The sequence below is a fragment of the Rhodococcus sp. 05-2254-6 genome (assembly GCF_002258565.1).
Taxonomy (GTDB): domain Bacteria; phylum Actinomycetota; class Actinomycetes; order Mycobacteriales; family Mycobacteriaceae; genus Rhodococcoides.
In genome coordinates this window covers 16,167-32,204 of sequence record NZ_NOZF01000184.1, presented here as the reverse complement: position 1 = coordinate 32,204, position 16,038 = coordinate 16,167, and the positions used below count along the sequence as shown (strand labels likewise).

13 protein-coding genes and 1 pseudogene are annotated in these 16,038 nt (G+C 65.7%); 6 read left to right on the top strand and 8 right to left on the bottom strand.

Annotation, left to right across the window (positions count from 1 at the left end; genetic code table 11):
• Positions 1–105: 105 nt before the first annotated feature.
• Positions 106–198 (bottom strand): annotated as a pseudogene (locus CH256_RS28805) (2-oxo-4-hydroxy-4-carboxy-5-ureidoimidazoline decarboxylase); the annotation flags it as partial.
• Positions 199–244: 46 nt separating this feature from the next.
• Between CH256_RS28805 and uraH the strand changes: the two are divergent.
• Together uraH and pucL are read left to right on the top strand one after the other, a co-directional pair.
• Positions 245–514: a hydroxyisourate hydrolase gene (uraH, locus tag CH256_RS25505; RefSeq protein ID WP_256989550.1), complete on the top strand. Its 270-nt coding sequence runs from the start codon at positions 245–247 to the stop codon at positions 512–514.
• A gap of 1 nt (position 515) precedes the next feature.
• Positions 516–1,436, top strand: coding sequence for a factor-independent urate hydroxylase (gene pucL, locus CH256_RS25500; protein WP_094671214.1), 921 nt, complete (start codon positions 516–518; stop codon positions 1,434–1,436).
• A 10-nt stretch (positions 1,437–1,446) separates the two neighbouring features.
• Here pucL and CH256_RS25495 read toward each other — a convergent pair whose 3' ends face one another.
• Positions 1,447–2,079: a DUF2461 domain-containing protein gene (locus CH256_RS25495; protein ID WP_094671212.1), complete on the bottom strand. Its 633-nt coding sequence runs from the start codon at positions 2,077–2,079 to the stop codon at positions 1,447–1,449.
• Between the two features lie 9 nt (positions 2,080–2,088).
• The gene (locus CH256_RS25490; RefSeq protein WP_068283009.1) at positions 2,089–3,657 is read right to left on the bottom strand and encodes a PucR family transcriptional regulator; all 1,569 of its coding nucleotides are present in this window, start codon (positions 3,655–3,657) and stop codon (positions 2,089–2,091) included.
• Positions 3,658–3,871: 214 nt separating this feature from the next.
• Here CH256_RS25490 and CH256_RS25485 point away from each other — a divergent pair, with 214 nt between their 5' ends.
• Complete coding sequence (locus CH256_RS25485; protein ID WP_094671210.1) at positions 3,872–4,684, top strand: FAD binding domain-containing protein; 813 nt, start codon at positions 3,872–3,874, stop codon at positions 4,682–4,684.
• Positions 4,681–7,395 (top strand): molybdopterin-dependent oxidoreductase, encoded by a 2,715-nt coding sequence (locus CH256_RS25480; RefSeq protein WP_094671208.1) that lies wholly within the window; start codon positions 4,681–4,683, stop codon positions 7,393–7,395. The genes CH256_RS25485 and CH256_RS25480 overlap by 4 nt, the downstream gene beginning before the upstream one ends.
• Here the strand turns inward: CH256_RS25480 and CH256_RS25475 are convergent.
• The 3 genes from CH256_RS25475 to CH256_RS25465 all read right to left on the bottom strand — a co-directional run bounded on the left by CH256_RS25475 (position 7,367) and on the right by CH256_RS25465 (position 9,780).
• Complete coding sequence (locus CH256_RS25475; protein ID WP_094671206.1) at positions 7,367–7,804, bottom strand: Lrp/AsnC family transcriptional regulator; 438 nt, start codon at positions 7,802–7,804, stop codon at positions 7,367–7,369. The two genes, CH256_RS25480 and CH256_RS25475, sit on opposite strands and share 29 nt — an antisense overlap.
• An 81-nt stretch (positions 7,805–7,885) precedes the next feature.
• Positions 7,886–8,596 carry a CPBP family intramembrane glutamic endopeptidase gene (locus tag CH256_RS25470; RefSeq protein WP_068051435.1) on the bottom strand — a complete coding sequence of 237 codons (711 nt, stop codon included), beginning with the start codon at positions 8,594–8,596 and terminating at the stop codon, positions 7,886–7,888.
• Positions 8,596–9,780 (bottom strand): NAD(P)H-binding protein, encoded by a 1,185-nt coding sequence (locus tag CH256_RS25465; protein ID WP_068051437.1) that lies wholly within the window; start codon positions 9,778–9,780, stop codon positions 8,596–8,598. The genes CH256_RS25470 and CH256_RS25465 overlap by 1 nt, the downstream gene beginning before the upstream one ends.
• 54 nt (positions 9,781–9,834) lie before the next feature.
• On the opposite strand from CH256_RS25465, the gene CH256_RS25460 reads away from it, so the two are divergent.
• Positions 9,835–10,440 carry a ribulose 1,5-bisphosphate carboxylase large subunit gene (locus tag CH256_RS25460; protein ID WP_068051439.1) on the top strand — a complete coding sequence of 202 codons (606 nt, stop codon included), beginning with the start codon at positions 9,835–9,837 and terminating at the stop codon, positions 10,438–10,440.
• 10 nt (positions 10,441–10,450) lie between these two features.
• Here CH256_RS25460 and CH256_RS25455 read toward each other — a convergent pair whose 3' ends face one another.
• Positions 10,451–10,972, bottom strand: coding sequence for a J-domain-containing protein (locus CH256_RS25455; protein WP_094671204.1), 522 nt, complete (start codon positions 10,970–10,972; stop codon positions 10,451–10,453).
• A 106-nt stretch (positions 10,973–11,078) separates the two neighbouring features.
• Positions 11,079–11,330, bottom strand: coding sequence for a modification methylase HgiDII (locus tag CH256_RS25450; RefSeq protein ID WP_068051442.1), 252 nt, complete (start codon positions 11,328–11,330; stop codon positions 11,079–11,081).
• 96 nt (positions 11,331–11,426) lie between these two features.
• Between CH256_RS25450 and CH256_RS25445 the strand changes: the two genes are divergently transcribed.
• On the top strand, positions 11,427–16,004 hold the full coding sequence (locus CH256_RS25445; RefSeq protein WP_094671202.1) for an ATP-dependent helicase: 4,578 nt from the start codon (positions 11,427–11,429) through the stop codon (positions 16,002–16,004).
• The last annotated feature ends 34 nt before the right edge of the window (positions 16,005–16,038 follow it).

Here is a 16,038-nt window from a genome sequence, read left to right as displayed (position 1 = left end):
TGGTGGCGGTGGAGATCTCGCCCTTCTCGGGATGGAACAACCGCACCCGCATCCCCACCGCAGGTGTCCCCGAGGTGGCGTCGAGGACGTGGGTCGACAGCCCCTTCACTGCTCTGGTCCCAGCATGCGCCCGAGGCGAATTCGGTTGATCTTGGCCAGTTCCACGCGGAGCACCCGTCTTTCGGTTTCGGCATCGTTGTCGACCCACGTCCTCGACGCCACCTCGGGGACACCTGCGGTGGGGATGCGGGTGCGGTTGTTCCATCCCGAGAAGGGCGAGATCTCCACCGCCACCACCGATGGCGACGGCCGAATCGGCGAGGTGGTGCCGGGGCCGATCGATCCGGGCGTGTATCGCCTTTCGTTCGACACCGGCGATTATTTCGAGGCGACATCGACACCGAGCTTCTATCCCGAGGTGTCGATCTCGTTCACCGTCACCGATCCCGATGCCCACTATCACGTCCCATTGCTGTTGTCCCCCTTTTCTTATTCGACCTATCGCGGGAGCTGACATGACCGACCTGACCGGAAAGATCGTCCTCGGATCCAATCAGTACGGCAAGGCGGAGAACCGCGTGGTGCGGATCTATCGCGACTCTCCCCGGCACGAGATCCACGACATCAACGTGTCGAGCGCCCTGCGCGGCGACTTCTCTCCCGCGCATCTGGTGGGAGATCAGTCCAACGTGCTTCCCACCGACACCCAGAAGCAGACCGCGTACGCGTACGCGAAGACCAAGGGGTTGCTGCATCTGGAGAGCTACGGCCTCGATCTCGCTCGGCACTTCGTCGACGATGTGGAACCCGTCGAAGGGGCCCGCATCGAACTCGAGGAGTACGCCTGGGCTCGCGCGGTGATCGACGGCGTCGAGCACGATCACACGTGGACCCGCAAGGGTGAGGAGATCCGCACGTCGGCGGTGACCGTCGAGGGCAAGGGCGACGCGCAGCAGACGTGGGTGATCAGCGGCTTCAAGGAGATGGTGATTCTCAAGTCCACGGGCTCGGAATTCCACGGATTCCTCGAAGATGACCTGACGATTCTCGAACCCACCACCGACCGGGTGATGGCGACATCGCTGACCGCGCAATGGCGATACACCACCACCGACGTCGAGTGGGACGCCGTGTACGCGGGTGTGAAGGCGGCGATGATCGAGCGGTTCGCCAATCTGCAGTCGCTGGCCCTCCAGCAGACTCTGTACGCCATGGGCGAGGCGGTGCTGGAGAAATATCCGTTCATCGCAGAGATCACGATGTCTGCGCCGAACAAGCATCACTTCGTCTACGACCTGGGCAGGTTCGGCATCGAGAACAATCTCGAGGTGTTCAACGCGGACGATCGGCCGTACGGTCTGATTCAGGCAACCGTCGAGCGCGAGGATGCCCCGGACGCCGGAAGTGCCTGGCAGACATACTCTGTCGTCGGATAGAGCCCTGAGCTCACGTGTGCAGCGCCGCAGTCCACTCCACCAACGGGGTCAGAGCTCGCCAGGCATCGCGCACCTTCGTGGCGGCCTTGGGTGTCTCCAGCCACGCGGGTGAGCCGAAATGCTTACCCGCGGTGAGTGACTTGTGGCGCAACAGGTCGATGCGCGGGTGGTCCAGCTCGTATCCCCGGGGCTTGGTCTTGAGCTTGTCGCCGCCGATCTCGTATCCGGCTTTGGTCAGCGTCGCCAGAATTCGCTCGAGTTCGGCACCGCGGACGTCGTCGTCGACGGTGCGGCGGTAGCGGGCAACGCCGTCGGTCGAGGAGTTGTAGAAGCCACCTGCGACGAACAAGCCGGCGGGGTCGATCTGGACGTAGAAGCCCAGACTGTCCCCACGAGCGACAAATCCACCCTGATGGGTCTTGTACGGGGTCTTGTCCTTCGAGAAACGGACATCGCGGTAGGGGCGAAACACCTTGGCGCTGCCGAATTCCGGTTCGAGGGTCGCGAGCAATGCTGTCATCGGCCCCTTGACCGCACTGTCGTAGACCTCCTTGTGCTCGCTCCACCAGAGCTTGCTGTTGTCGGCTTCGAGGTCCTCGTAGAAGTCCAGGGCAGCGAAGGGTATTCCGGTGAAGCCAGTCATTCCTCGATCCTATGCGGCCCCGGTGGCCGACGAAGGAGGGATGGATTGAAGCGCGAGGTAGACATCGAGCCGGTCCGAGGTGGAATTCAGATCCCGGCCCAGCAACTCCTCCACTCGCTTGATTCGGTACCGCACGGTGTTGAGGTGGACGTGCAACGACTCGGCCGTCCGGTTCCACGATCCACCGGTCGCCAGGAATTCGCGGAGGGTGTCGGTGAGTCCGGCATCGGTGCGCCGGTCGTAGTCGAGCAGTGGAGCGAGTACGTGTTCGACGAACGACCGACGCACGTCGTCCGGCAGAGCCGAGAGCATCGACACCGCCGAGGTCAGTTGCGCACCCGCGGTGACGGTCACCGGGCTTGACCCTTGTCTGCTGACTTCGAGTGCGTGCCGGGCCGATCGCAGCGCGCCGTCGATGGTGATGCCGGTTGCCTCGGAGCTGACCCCCACGAGCAGACGGCTGTGCCCGATGCCGGAGCCCAAGCGAGTCAATCGGGTTCGCAGTGTCTGTGTGAAATCAGGATCGTCGGTGTTCACGACAGCGACGATGTCGCCGTGCGTGCTGCACCCGACGCATCCTCCACCGAAGGAGGTGAGTGTGTCGCTGAGAACCGTACGCAGCATCTCGCGCAGGTCGATCCGTCCGCTGTGAACGACTCTGACGACGACCAGCGAGCGGTCCGGGTCGACGCCTGCCTGACGCAGCCGCGTCAGGGCTTCGGGTCTGGTGCTGTCGGCCTCGATCAACGCCACTGCCTGGTCGGCGATTTCGCGTCGGACCAGTCGCCCCTCCTCGCGTCGAGCACGATCGAGCGCGGCGATGGCCGCGAGCTGGCCGAACGCATCGGCGATGGCAGGTGGGAACGTCGCCATGTCTCCCGCCACCGCGAGGAACCATCGGGTGGTCCGCTGCGCGAGCGCAGGCCCGACACCGAAGATGCTGTACACACCTCCGTCACTGAGAGTGGTTGTCGTGGGCAGCCTTTCGGAGGACAGCGCAGCGTGCGTCAGAGTATCGACGTCGGCATCGGAGAACGCCGAGACCTCGGCCACCAGCCGCCGTCCGGTCGCCGTGAAGATCAGACACGCCATCCCGGTTTCCCTCGAGGTGTGCAGCGCCAACTCGTCGAGCGCTCTGCCGTCTGCGATCGCGGTGAGCAGCTGGCGTTGCCGGACGAGCGAGGTGTTCAGCGAGGCTATGCGATCTCCGGTGACACGGCCGACGAGAAACTCCGTCACCTCGCCGAACGAGACGGTCTCGGGTACCGCGAGCAGGGGTAGTCCGTGCCGCTCGCATGCGTCGATCAGGTCGGGTGGAACGTGGCCGAGCAACCCTTCACCGGCGGCCAGTGCCGAAGCCCCCGATTCGGCGACGGCCCTGACGAACATCTCACTGTCCGCGGGCGTTCGATGCCATACGAGACCGGTGATGACCAGCTCGCCGCCCGCGATGTAGCGCGACGGATCGGGCAGATCGGTCGTGTAGGTCCAACGCAGCGTGCGGCCGAGGGCGTCGGTATCGGAGGTGAGCAATCGAATGCCGAGCTGCGTGGCGTCGAGCAAGTCCTTGACCTGCACTGCTGTTCCTCCCCCCGGCCCTGGCTGAGCGTGCTCGAAACAGCTGAGCTCGTAGGAAAAACAGTATGTGTGGGTTGTTTCGTGCGAGTTTCGGGCGTATCGCCGAACGACCGAAGATCGGTAACAGATACTCACTACAGTTCGAAGGGACACATCGGGTGTTGGATCTGTCGGGGTGGTGGATCTGCCGGCGAGAACGAGGTGAACGAAGGCCATGGATCTCGGCACTGTCGACGACATTCTGCTTCCCGGCTCCCGCGCGGACCTTCCGCCCGGACGCACGGACACCGCTGTCCTTGCCGGCGGTACCTGGCTGTTCTCCGAGAAGCAGGACCACCTGGCCACCCTCGTCGATGTCACCGCCTTGGGCTGGGAGCCGTTGACCGTCACCGAGACCGGGGTCGAGATCGCTGCCACCTGCACCATCGAGACCTTGGCGCGCTACTCCTCTCCTTGGCCGGCCACCGCATTGTTTCCCCGCTGCGCAGCAGCATTGTTGGCCTCGTTCAAGATCTGGAAGACCGCCACCGTCGGCGGCAACATCGCGCTGGCCCTGCCTGCCGGAGCGATGATCTCGTTGACCGCCGCTCTCGACGGTGTCGGGCAGGTGTGGTCGGGTGATGGGCCCGATCACGACTACCGCATCGCGATAGCGGATCTGGTCACGGGCCCGCACGAAAACGCCCTTCGACCGGGAGACGTGCTGCGCAGCATCGATATCCCGCTGCACGCGCTCCAGTCCAGAACGGCGATGCGCAAGCTCGCACTGTCACCGCTCGGGCGATCGGCCGCCGTGGTGATCGGGCGGGTCGACGACGACGGCGAATTCGTTCTGACCGTCAGCGCGTCGACCGTCCGTCCGTTCGTTCTGCGTTTCCCCGGCCTGCCGACGGCGGGCGAACTCGACGACGCGCTCGCCGCCACCATCGGTCCCCAGCACTGGTACGACGACCCCCACGGGGCTCCGGACTGGCGTCGACACATCAGTTGCACTGCAGCGCAGCAGATTCGCGAGGAGTTGTCATGATCGTAGACATCAACGGTGTGCCGACCGATGTCGCTCCGCGGCCCGGTCAGTGCCTGCGCACCCTGCTCCGTGAACACGACCACTTCGAGGTGAAGAAAGGGTGCGACGCAGGCGACTGCGGCGCATGCTCGGTGCTCGTCGACGGCGAACCGGTGCACTCGTGCATCTTCCCCGCGTTTCGTGCCGCCGACCGGTCCGTCACCACCGTCGCGGGACTCGGTACACCGGACGACCTCCATCCGATGCAGAGCCGATTCGTCGAAGCCGCCGGTTTTCAGTGCGGATTCTGCACTGCAGGAATGGTCGTCACCGCCTCGACGCTGACCGAGGAAGATCTGGACGAGCTTCCTGAACGGCTGAAGGGAAACCTGTGTCGCTGCACCGGGTATCGCGCCGTGTCCGACGCCGTCTGCGGTGTGGTCAACACCGAGAAGTCCGTCGACGGTCCGGCGTGTGGACGGTCGCTCGCGGCACCCGCCAGCACGCGCATCGTCACCGGAACCGAGCCCTACACACTCGACCACACCCCTGCCGGGTTGCTGCACGCCAGTGTTCTCGGAAGTCCACACGCGCATGCCCGGATCGTCTCCGTCGATACCACCGCGGCAGAGCAGGTGCCGGGGGTGCACCTGATTCTGACTGCGAAAGACAGTCCGGCGACGGCATTCTCGACGGCCCGCCACGACCGCCGCGTCGACGATCCGGACGACACCCATGTTCTCGATACCGTCGTGCGCTTCATCGGCCAGCGAGTGGCGATCGTGGTCGCAGAATCGGTGGCAGCGGCCGAAGAAGGGTGCCGCGCACTTGTCGTCGAGTACGACGTGCTGCCTGCAGTGTTCGATCCGGAGTCCTCGCTCGCACCCGATGCGCCGAAGATCCACGGCGACAAGGACTCCACGGCGCGAATCGCGGATCCGTCTCGCAATCTGGTGGCCGAGCTGCACGGCAGTACCGGGGACATCGACGCTGCCGTTCGCGACGCGGCGGCGGTGGTCACCGGCCGCTGGACCACGCAGCGGATTCAGCACGTGCACCTGGAAACCCACGGCACCATCGGTTGGTTGGACGAGACCGGAAAACTGAATCTACGCACCAGCACTCAGGTTCCGTTTCTGGTGCGCGACGAGATCTGCGAGATCTTCGGTTTGGCACGCGATCGTGTTCGCGTGTTCACCGCGCGCGTCGGCGGCGGATTCGGCGGCAAGCAGGAGTTGCTCACCGAGGACGTGGTGGCACTGGCGGTACTGCGTACCGGTCGACCGGTGCAGTTCGAGTTCACGCGCACGGACGAGTTCACCGTGGCACCGTGCCGCCATCCGTTCCGCGTCGATGTCACGGCCGCCGCGAGCGCCGACGGCACGCTGACCGCCCTGTCGATCGACGTTCTCACCGACGCCGGTGCCTACGGGAACCACAGTGCCGGTGTGATGTTCCACGGCTGCGGCGAGTCGGTGGCGATCTACCGGTGCGCCAACAAACGGGTCGACGCAAAGACCGTGTACACCAACAACATCCCGTCCGGAGCTTTCCGAGGCTACGGTTTGGGACAGGTGATGTTCGCGATCGAATCGGCGATGGACGATCTGGCGCGAGAGATCGACGTCGATCCGTTCGAGTTTCGCAGACGCAACGTGATCGTCCCCGGCGACGACATCGTCGCCGCCCACCACGAGGAAGACGACCTGCAGTTCGGCAGCTACGGCCTCGATCAGTGCATCGACCTTGCCGAAGCCGCTCTGCGACGAGGCAACGGCGAGCACGCACCGGCGGGCTGGAAGGTGGGCGAAGGAATGGCGGTGGCCATGATCGCGACCATTCCCCCGCGCGGCCACCGCGCCGAGACCTCGGTGGCACTGCTACCCGAGGGGCGGTACGAGATACGCGTCGGGACTGCGGAATTCGGCAACGGAACCACCACCGTCCACACTCAGATCGCGGCGAGCGAACTGGGCACGTCCGTCGACCGCATCGGAGTCGATCAATCCGACACCGACTCGGTCACCTACGACACGGGCGCATTCGGTTCGGCGGGCACCGTGGTGGCAGGCAAGGCCCTCTATGCGGCGGTTCGCGCGATGTCGGCTCGGATCCTGGATCTGGCCGCCACCGCGACCGGACACCGAAATTCGGACTGCACACTCGGACCGGAGGGCGTGCGCTGCGGAGATCGCTTCGTCACCCTCGACGACATTCTGGCGATGGCGGGAGGCACCCTCGTCACCGCAGGCAACAGTGGCGGGCTGCCGCGTTCGCTCGCGTTCAACGTGCACGCGTTCCGAGTGGCGGTGCACGAGGACACCGGCACCGTGAAAATACTGCAGTCGGTGCAGAGCGCGGACGCCGGAACCGTGATGAACCCGCAACAGTGCCGTGGTCAGGTCGAGGGCGGCGTCGCACAGGCGATCGGTAGCGCACTGTACGAGGAGATCCGCACCGACGGTGCCGGTCTGGTCACCACCGATTCGATTCGTAGCTACCACGTTCCGCAGTTCGCGGACATTCCTCGCACGGAGGTCTTGTTCGCCGACACCTACGACCGGCTGGGCCCATTCGGCGCGAAGTCGATGAGCGAGTCTCCGTACAACCCCGTGGCACCGGCTTTGGCCAACGCCATTCGCGACGCCGTCGGTGCCCGACTGTACGACCTACCCATGTCGTCGGACCGCGTCTGGCGGGCGGTCAGCGGTCGTAGAACGTCTGCAGAATGATCGTGCTGCGCGTCTGCACGTTGGCGGTTGCCCGGATCTCCTGCAGCAAGCGTTCGAGCGCCCTCGGCGATTCGACTCGCACCAGCAGAACGTAGCTTTCCTCACCGGCAACCGAGTGACACGACTCGATGGCCGACAGATGCTTCAACCTGGCGGGGGCATCGTCCGGTTGGGCCGGATCGATCGGAGTGATGGCAACGAATGCCGACAGCGGACGGCCGAGGGCCTCCAGATCGACCTGGGCCGTGTATCCACGGATGACGCGCCTGGACTCGAGCCGTCGAACCCTCGATTGAACGGCCGAGACGGACAGGGAAGCCTTTTCCGCCAACGTCGCCAAAGTAGCGCGTCCGTCGGAGACAAGCTCGTCGATGATCAAGCGATCGACGCGATCGAGATTTTCACTCACCTGCGCAATGTAGCCCAGATCCGAGACGAATCAGCGGCCACATCCGTTTCTGCTGGTCGAATCGGTGCTTGTGCCTCTTTTTCACAGGAACAGAGGGGGTAGGGCGAGGACCATGACCGCCGACCAACTGACGTGCGTGAGAATCGGAGCCAGGATGCCACCGGACGCACGCCTCTGCAGACCCATCACGTAACCGAGTAGGACAGCCGCGAAGCCCAGCATCGGATTGCCGGATGCGAGGGTGGCAATCGCGTAGATGACGGTGGAGATGATGACCGGATGCTTGACCCCGATGGCCGAGTACAGGGCTCCCCGGAAGAAGATCTCCTCGGCGACGCCGTTGAGCAGCGCGATGAAGACGATCAGAACCAGTGACCCCACCCGGGCGTGTGCGAGCACGTTCTCGGTGAAGTCGGCCAGCGGCGGAATCTGCCGAACCACGAGTCCGCCGAGCAAGAAGACTCCGCCCACGGCGAGTCCGATCAGGATGGGGGTGACGATCGGCCGTCTGATCGACCCGCCGACCTGGATACGGCCCAGGTGCAGTGGTCCGGACGCAAATCCACCGATCGTCCAGACTGCGGCAAGCACCAGCGTCAGCGCATAGAACGTCGGGTCACCCGGCTCCGTCTTGAGCGAGAAGTACAGCACCGTCGCGCCGATCACCAAGGTGATCATCACGACGATTCGGCGCTTGCGAAACGCTGCGTCGGACTGTCGGTGATCGCGCTCGACTGGATCGACCAGAGCGGACTTCATCACGTTGAGCGCGGTCGTGGACCACGTTCCCATTACGCCTCCTCGGTATCGGTCAGTCGGCGTACGGCCGACCTCGCGCGTCGATTCACGTCGGCTATCACGTCGAGATTGGTGCGTACCGCTGCCGCGACGGGCTTGGCGTACAGCAGTCGACGCCCGCCGAGGGCTTCGATCAACCCCCAGGTGCGGTCCGAGGATGCCGCGACACCGCGACGTCTGATCCCCAGAGCGTCACCGCCGCTCCAGGCCGCGTCGGTGCGCGCGAGCCGAAGCGGATCCTTCAGCGCACACACACCGGGAGGGTCACCGACCATTCCCCGCACACTACGGGCCATGGCGTCGGCAATCGTGGTGAGACCTCGGGGAGGGTCCGGCACGAGTTCACGAATCCGACTCTCCGACGTCGTCATCGTGTTGTGCAGCGACCCGACGAGATCTTCGGCGAGTCCCGCGGGAACCGGAATGATCTTTCCGATGACCTTGCCTGCGAGCGAGGTCGGCACCAGCGGCACCGGAACGCCGATGCGCTGGAGGCCGGCAGCTTCGACGTACGCGAACACCAGATCTCGATACGGCACCACATCCGGCCCACCGATGTCGTAGGAACCCGCTGGGACTGCATCGGTGTCGGCGCTTGCGAGCAGATAGTGCAGAACGTCGTCCACGGCAATGGGCTGCACGGGCTCGGCGAGCCAACTCGGCAGCGGCAGCACCGGCAAGCGGTCGGCGAGGTAGCGCAACATCTCGTACGACGTCGAACCTGCACCCAGGACGATGGCCGCTCTGAGCCAGACCAGCTCGACGCCGTCCACCGTCAGAGCCTCGCCGACGTCCGCCCGGCTCGCGAGGTGCTCCGACAGCTGGTCGTCATCGGGTACGAAACCACCGAGGTAGACGATTCGGCGTACTCCCGCCCGCGCCGCCGCCGCGGCGAACTGCTCGGCAGACCGCCGGTCCTGCGCGCGGTAATCGGACTCGCCGATGGCATGCACGAGGTAATAGGCCACGTCGATGTCGCCGGACTGCGCGAACGCGGCAGCGCAGGACTGCTCGTCGGTGACATCGAGCGAGACTGCGGTGACGGAGTCGAAGAAGTCGAAGGTCCGCAGGTTGTCCGGCGTTCGGGAGCCGACGACGACCTCGAACTCGTCGGCCAGCAGAGCTGCCACCAACCGCGACCCGATGTACCCGCTGGCACCGGTGACGAGAGCTCTCATGCTTCGAGGCTAACGGCACTCGGGGCGTTGTGTCGGTGTGGCATTGTCGCTCCTATGGCTCTGGTCTTGGCAGGTGTGGTGCTCCCCGATCCCCTCGGTACCGAAACTGTGCTCCGGCGAGGAGTCGCGGTCGCTCGGGCCGGTGCGGGCTGGATGCTCACCACGACCGCTTTCGCGCTTACCCTGCCCGGCCGAATCGAAGCACTGCTGACGCGCATTGAGATGTTGATGACACGTATCGATCACGTGATCGACTCCGCCGACGCCGTGGTCGCCAGCGTGCAGCGGACAACCGGGGCCGCGGACGAGGTGGTCGCGTCGGCGTCGGTCGCCTCACACACCGCGCTGGAGCTGATCGAGTTGTTCGATCCCATCGCCAAGAAGTCCGAGCCCATGGCCCGCAAGTTCGTCGACAACCTGTCCGAGGAGGAAGTCGACGCCGCGATCGCGATGGTCGATCAGCTCCCCGGACTCCTCGATCACATGGAAGCGCTGCTTCCCATTCTCGCCACCCTCGACACGGTGTCCCCCGAGATTCACGAACTCCTCGGAGTCACCAAGGACGTTCGGCGCGCGGTCATCGGCATTCCGGGATTCAAGTTCTTCCGCAATCGCGGTGAGGACAAGCTCAACGAGGAGCTACGAGACGAAGAGAACTAGGCGCTCGGGCTCAACGCCCCCGGGCGAGCCTCGTACGTAGTCGCGTCCACCAGGACGGTGCCTCCGAAACCGCCGCATTCGTGGGTGTCGCGGGCGACTGCGCCGCATGCTCGCGGGCCAGTCGGTCGACCTCGGCGCGGTTGATCCGCCAGCTCTCCATCCAGTTCTCGACGTCCACCGGGCCGAGCGGCACGATCGGCGGCGTCGGGAACCGAATCCAGTCGACGATGCGAGCGTTCAACTCGTCCAACACCTCTCGTGCCGAATCCTCGCGCCGAATGCCGATCAATGTCGACGGCAGCCGCTCGATCTCCTTGCGCAGCTGCAATGCAGTGGGCAGCAAGGCGTCGGCGGGCAGGTTCTCCCGTTTCAGGTAGCCCCGCACCCACCACAGCTCGTCGCCGGGATCGCCGACCGGGATCGGCTTGCCGGTGCCCTCCAGGCCCTCGAACGCACCGTTGTCCTGCGCCTCGCGAATCTGCTTGTCCACCCAGGATTCGAACGTGACTCCTGGTTTCTTGCGTTCGGTCACCCCGTCGACTGTAGATCCGGTGCCGGGCTCCGCGCCACGGCTGCGAACACGACGAAGCCCCGACCCACGTAGGCGGGCCGGGGCCGGTGTCGCGCAGCGGTGCTGGTCAGCCGTACTCGGCGACCAGTCGATCGAATTCCTCGCGGTCGATGACCTGGGGCTCGTTGATGGCGAGAGCCTGCGCGTATTTGCTCGCCAGGTGGTAGTCGCGGCCGAGTGGCCCGTGCTCGGCATCGTCCTCGTCGGACTGGATGCTCGCGCCCGGAGGCACCTCGTTCTGCAGGCCGTTGGTCTTGCTGCCGAGCAGAGCGTCGAGTTTCGCGGAAATCTTCTGCATGATCTCTTGGTCGTCGGTCATGGGGGCGGTGTACCCGAATCGCTCGAATCGACACCGCCGCACGCTCGGGGAACGGCGTGAGGGTTATCTGTCGGTGCCCGGGGGCATGATGATGGGATGGCCAGGCAGAGTACGGGCACCGACGCAGCGGGCGAGCTGTCGGTGATGCAGAAGTTGTCGCGGCCGACCCGGGAATGGTTCACCGGCGCTTTTCCCGCTCCGACGTCCGCGCAGTTGGGCGCGTGGTCGTCCATCTCGAGTGGTTCGCACACCCTCGTGGTTGCTCCGACGGGTTCGGGCAAGACGCTCTCGGCCTTCCTGTGGGCCCTGGACGAGCTTGCGCAGCTGGGTGCGGACAGCACCCGCAAGACCAAAGTCCTCTACATCTCGCCGCTCAAGGCCCTTGCCGTCGACGTCGAGCGCAACCTGCGCGCTCCCCTCGTCGGCATCACCCAGACCGCCAAGCGCCTCGGCCTGAACCCACCGGAGATCTCGGTCGGTGTGCGATCCGGCGACACCAGCGCCGCCGACCGCAGGAACATGATCAAGACTCCGCCGGACATCCTGATCACCACCCCGGAGTCGCTGTTCCTCATGCTCACCTCGGCCGCGCGAGACATCCTCGCCGAGGTCGACACCGTCATCGTCGACGAGGTACACGCCGTCGCAGGCACCAAACGTGGCGCACACCTCGCGGTGTCTCTCGAACGGCTCGACGCGATGCTGGACAAGCCGGCTCAACGCATCGGCCTGTCCGCGACGGTGCGACCCCACGAGGAGGTCGGCCGATTCCTGGCCGGTGCCGCTCCCATCGAGATCGTCGCTCCACCTGCACCGAAGACGTTCGATCTGACGGTCCAGGTGCCGGTCGAGGACATGACCGAACTGGGCGTCACCGACCCGAATGCGGACACCTCGGCCGCTCCCCCGGCGCAGGGATCCATCTGGCCCCACGTCGAGGAGAAGATGGTCGATCTCATCCTCGAGCACAAATCGTGCATCGTCTTCGCCAATTCTCGACGGCTCGCAGAGCGGCTCACTGCGCGGCTCAACGAGGTGTACGCCGAACGGATCGGCGACGGCGTCGACACCGAGCACAAACCGCCCTCGCAGGTCGGCACTCCCACCGACGTGAACCACGGTGCCGATCCGTTGCTGGCCCGAGCCCACCACGGCAGTGTCAGCAAGGATCAGCGCGCGCTGATCGAAGACGATCTCAAGACCGGCAGGCTGCGCTGCGTCGTCGCCACCAGCAGCCTCGAACTCGGAATCGACATGGGCGCAGTCGATCTGGTCGTCCAGGTCGAAGCGCCACCATCGGTGGCGAGTGGATTGCAACGCGTCGGACGCGCAGGTCACCAGGTCGGCGAGATCTCCAAGGGCGTGTTGTTCCCCAAGCACCGGACCGACCTGATCCACTGCGCCGTCACCGTCGAACGCATGACGTCGGGCAAGATCGAGGCGTTGTTCGTTCCCGCCAATCCACTCGACGTGCTGGCGCAGCAGACGGTGGCGGCCTGCGCCCTCGAACCGATCGACGCCGAGGACTGGTTCGATTCCGTCCGTCGCACAGGCAGTTTCGCCACGCTGCCCCGTTCGGCATACGAGTCGACTCTCGACCTGCTCTCGGGTCGCTACCCCTCGGACGAGTTCGCGGAACTGCGGCCGCGGCTGGTGTGGGACCGCGACGCGAACACTCTCACCGGCCGTCCCGGCTCGCAACGGCTGGCCGTCACCTCCGGTGGCACCATCCCCGACCGCGGCCTGTTCACCGTCTACATGGTGGGCGAAAAGCAGTCCAGGGTAGGCGAACTCGACGAGGAGATGGTCTACGAATCGCGAGTGGGTGACGTGTTCGCTCTCGGTGCCACCAGCTGGCGCATCGAGGAGATCACCCACGATCGGGTGCTCGTCAGCCCGGCGTACGGCCAACCCGGCCGGCTCCCCTTCTGGCACGGCGACGGCCTGGGCCGGCCGGCCGAACTGGGCCAGGCCCTGGGCGAGTTCCTGCGTAGCACCACCGATCGCAGCAACTTGGCCGACCGGCTGAGCTCCGACGGTCTCGACGCCAACGCGGTCAACAACCTCATCGCATTGCTCGACGAGCAACTCGAGGCCACCGGCCAGCTCCCCACCGACAAGACGATGATCGTCGAGCGGTTCCGCGACGAACTCGGTGACTGGCGGCTCGTGCTGCATTCCACCTACGGTCAGCAGGTGCACGCGCCGTGGGCACTCGCAGTCGGCGCGAGGCTGATCGAGCGATACGGCATCGACGCCGCGCCCACCGCATCCGACGACGGCATCATCGTCCGGCTTCCGGACACCGACGACCAGCCGCCGGGCGCAGAACTGTTCGTCTTCGAGCGCGACGAGATCGCCGATATCGTCACCGAGCAGGTCGGCGGGTCGGCTCTGTTCGCATCGAGATTCCGCGAATGTGCCGCTCGCGCACTGCTTCTCCCCCGCCGCAACCCGGGCAAGCGAGCGCCGCTGTGGCAGCAGCGCCAGCGTTCGGCTCAACTGCTCGACGTGGCACGCAAGTACCCGACGTTCCCGATCCTGCTCGAGACCGTCCGCGAGTGCCTGCAAGACGTGTACGACCTCCCCGCCCTCGAGGACATCCTGGCCAGAATCGGCCGACGCCAGATCAGAATCGTCGACGTCGAGACGCCGTCACCGTCCCCGTTCGCCAACTCGCTGCTGTTCAACTACGTCGGCGCATTCATGTACGAGGGCGACAGCCCGTTGGCCGAACGCCGAGCCGCCGCACTGTCACTCGACTCGGCGCTCCTCGCCGAGCTGCTCGGACGCGTCGAACTGAGAGAGCTGCTCGACGACAGCGTCATCACCACCACCGAACTCGAGCTACAGCGCCTCCCCGAGGACCGCCACGCCAAGGACATCGAAGGCGTCGCGGACCTGCTGCGACTGCTCGGTCCGCTGACCGTCGAGGAAGTCGGCCTTCGAACCGACGGCGACGAGTACCCGCAGTGGCTCACCGAACTCGCCGACGCCAAGCGGGCGATGGAGGTCTCGTTCGCCGGCAAGAACTGGTGGACGGCGATCGAGGACGCCGCTCGGCTGCGCGACGCACTGGGCGTCCCGCTCCCCATCGGAACTCCGTCCGCCTTCATCGAACCCGTCGACGACCCGCTGGTGGACCTGATCAGCCGGTACGCCCGAACCCACGGACCGTTCACCCTCGACGACGCGGCGGCGCGCTTCGGGGTGGGCACCGCCGTGGTACGCGACGTCCTGCGCAGACTCGCCGTCGACAAGCGCGTCGTCGAGGGCGAATTTCGGCCCGGAGCCACCGGCAGCGAATGGTGCGAGGCCGAGGTCCTGCGACGTTTGCGGCGCCGGTCGCTCGCTGCGGCCCGGCAGGAGATCGAACCCGTCTCCACCGCCACCCTCGGCCGCTTCCTGCCGGCGTGGCAGCACGTGGACAGCCGACGCCTGAGCGGAATCGACGGCGTCGCAACCGTCATCGAACAGCTTGCGGGCGTTCCTGTTCCGGCATCGGCCTGGGAATCACTCGTGCTCTCGTCGCGGGTGACGGACTACAGTCCGGCGATGCTCGACGAACTGACCTCCACCGGAGAGGTGTTGTGGTCAGGACACGGCGCGATCTCCTCGAAGGACGGCTGGGTGAGCCTGCACATGGCCGACACCGCTCCGCTGACTCTCGTGCCCGCTGCCGAATCCGACCTGTCGGAGTTGCAGATTCGCATTCAGGACGCCGTTGCGGGCGGCGGCGCGTACTTCTTCCGCCAACTCTCCGACACCGTCGGCAGTACCGACGACACCGCACTTCAGGCCGCCCTGTGGGAGCTGGTGTGGGCGGGCCGTCTGAGCAACGACACATTCGCCCCGCTGCGCGCGCTGTTGAACTCCACGACCACCCGCTCGGCCCCGAGCCATCGAGCACCGCGTCGCACACCGCGGTTGCGCTCGTACCGGCAGTTCGAGCGGCCGTCCCTGCCCACCCGCACCGGACCTCCTACCGCGGGTGGACGATGGTCGAGGTTGCCCGAGCTCGAACCCGACCTGACCGTCCGCGCCCATGCGACCGCCGATGTACTGCTCGAACGCTACGGCGTGGTGACCCGCGGCTCGGTGATGAACGAGGGCGTGCCCGGCGGATTCGCCACGATGTACAAGGTGCTCACCGGATTCGAGGATTCCGGTCGCTGCCGTCGCGGCTACTTCGTCGATTCCCTCGGCGGAGCGCAGTTCTCCACCTCCGATGTGGTGGACCGGTTGCGCAGCTACGACGAACCGAAGAAGAACGCCACCGCCGTCGTGCTCGCGTCGTGCGATCCGGCCAACCCCTACGGCGGAGCACTGCCCTGGCCGAAAGCAGGCATCGGCGAGGCCGGTGTCGGAGACAAGCCGGACGAGACGACGAAGCATCGGCCGGGTCGCAAGGCCGGTGCACTGGTGGTCCTCGTCCGGGGCGAGTTGACGATGTTCGTCGAACGCGGCGGAAAGTCGGTGCTGACGTTCGGTGAGAACACCGAGGACATCGGCGCTGCAGCAACCGCATTGGCGGCCACCGTTCGCCGCGGCGGAGTCGACAAGCTACTCGTCGAGCGGATCAACGGTCACGATATTCACGGCACCGACTTCGCCAAGACCCTGACCGAGGCCGGTTTCTCGGCGACGCCACGCGGCCTTCGTCTGCGTCGCTGAAGCACCGCAACACTCCCCAGGAACGAGAAAGGAC

Excerpts from the sequence above, each read along its gene's own strand:
- uraH (WP_256989550.1), top strand. The coding sequence starts at position 245 with ATGCGGGTGCGGTTGTTCCATCCCGAGAAGGGCGAGATCTCCACCGCC.
- pucL (WP_094671214.1), top strand. The coding sequence starts at position 516 with ATGACCGACCTGACCGGAAAGATCGTCCTCGGATCCAATCAGTACGGC.
- CH256_RS25495 (WP_094671212.1), bottom strand. The coding sequence starts at position 2,079 with ATGACTGGCTTCACCGGAATACCCTTCGCTGCCCTGGACTTCTACGAG.
- CH256_RS25485 (WP_094671210.1), top strand. The coding sequence starts at position 3,872 with ATGGATCTCGGCACTGTCGACGACATTCTGCTTCCCGGCTCCCGCGCG.
- CH256_RS25480 (WP_094671208.1), top strand. The coding sequence starts at position 4,681 with ATGATCGTAGACATCAACGGTGTGCCGACCGATGTCGCTCCGCGGCCC.
- CH256_RS25470 (WP_068051435.1), bottom strand. The coding sequence starts at position 8,596 with ATGGGAACGTGGTCCACGACCGCGCTCAACGTGATGAAGTCCGCTCTG.
- CH256_RS25465 (WP_068051437.1), bottom strand. The coding sequence starts at position 9,780 with ATGAGAGCTCTCGTCACCGGTGCCAGCGGGTACATCGGGTCGCGGTTG.
- CH256_RS25460 (WP_068051439.1), top strand. The coding sequence starts at position 9,835 with ATGGCTCTGGTCTTGGCAGGTGTGGTGCTCCCCGATCCCCTCGGTACC.
- CH256_RS25450 (WP_068051442.1), bottom strand. The coding sequence starts at position 11,330 with ATGACCGACGACCAAGAGATCATGCAGAAGATTTCCGCGAAACTCGAC.
- CH256_RS25445 (WP_094671202.1), top strand. The coding sequence starts at position 11,427 with ATGGCCAGGCAGAGTACGGGCACCGACGCAGCGGGCGAGCTGTCGGTG.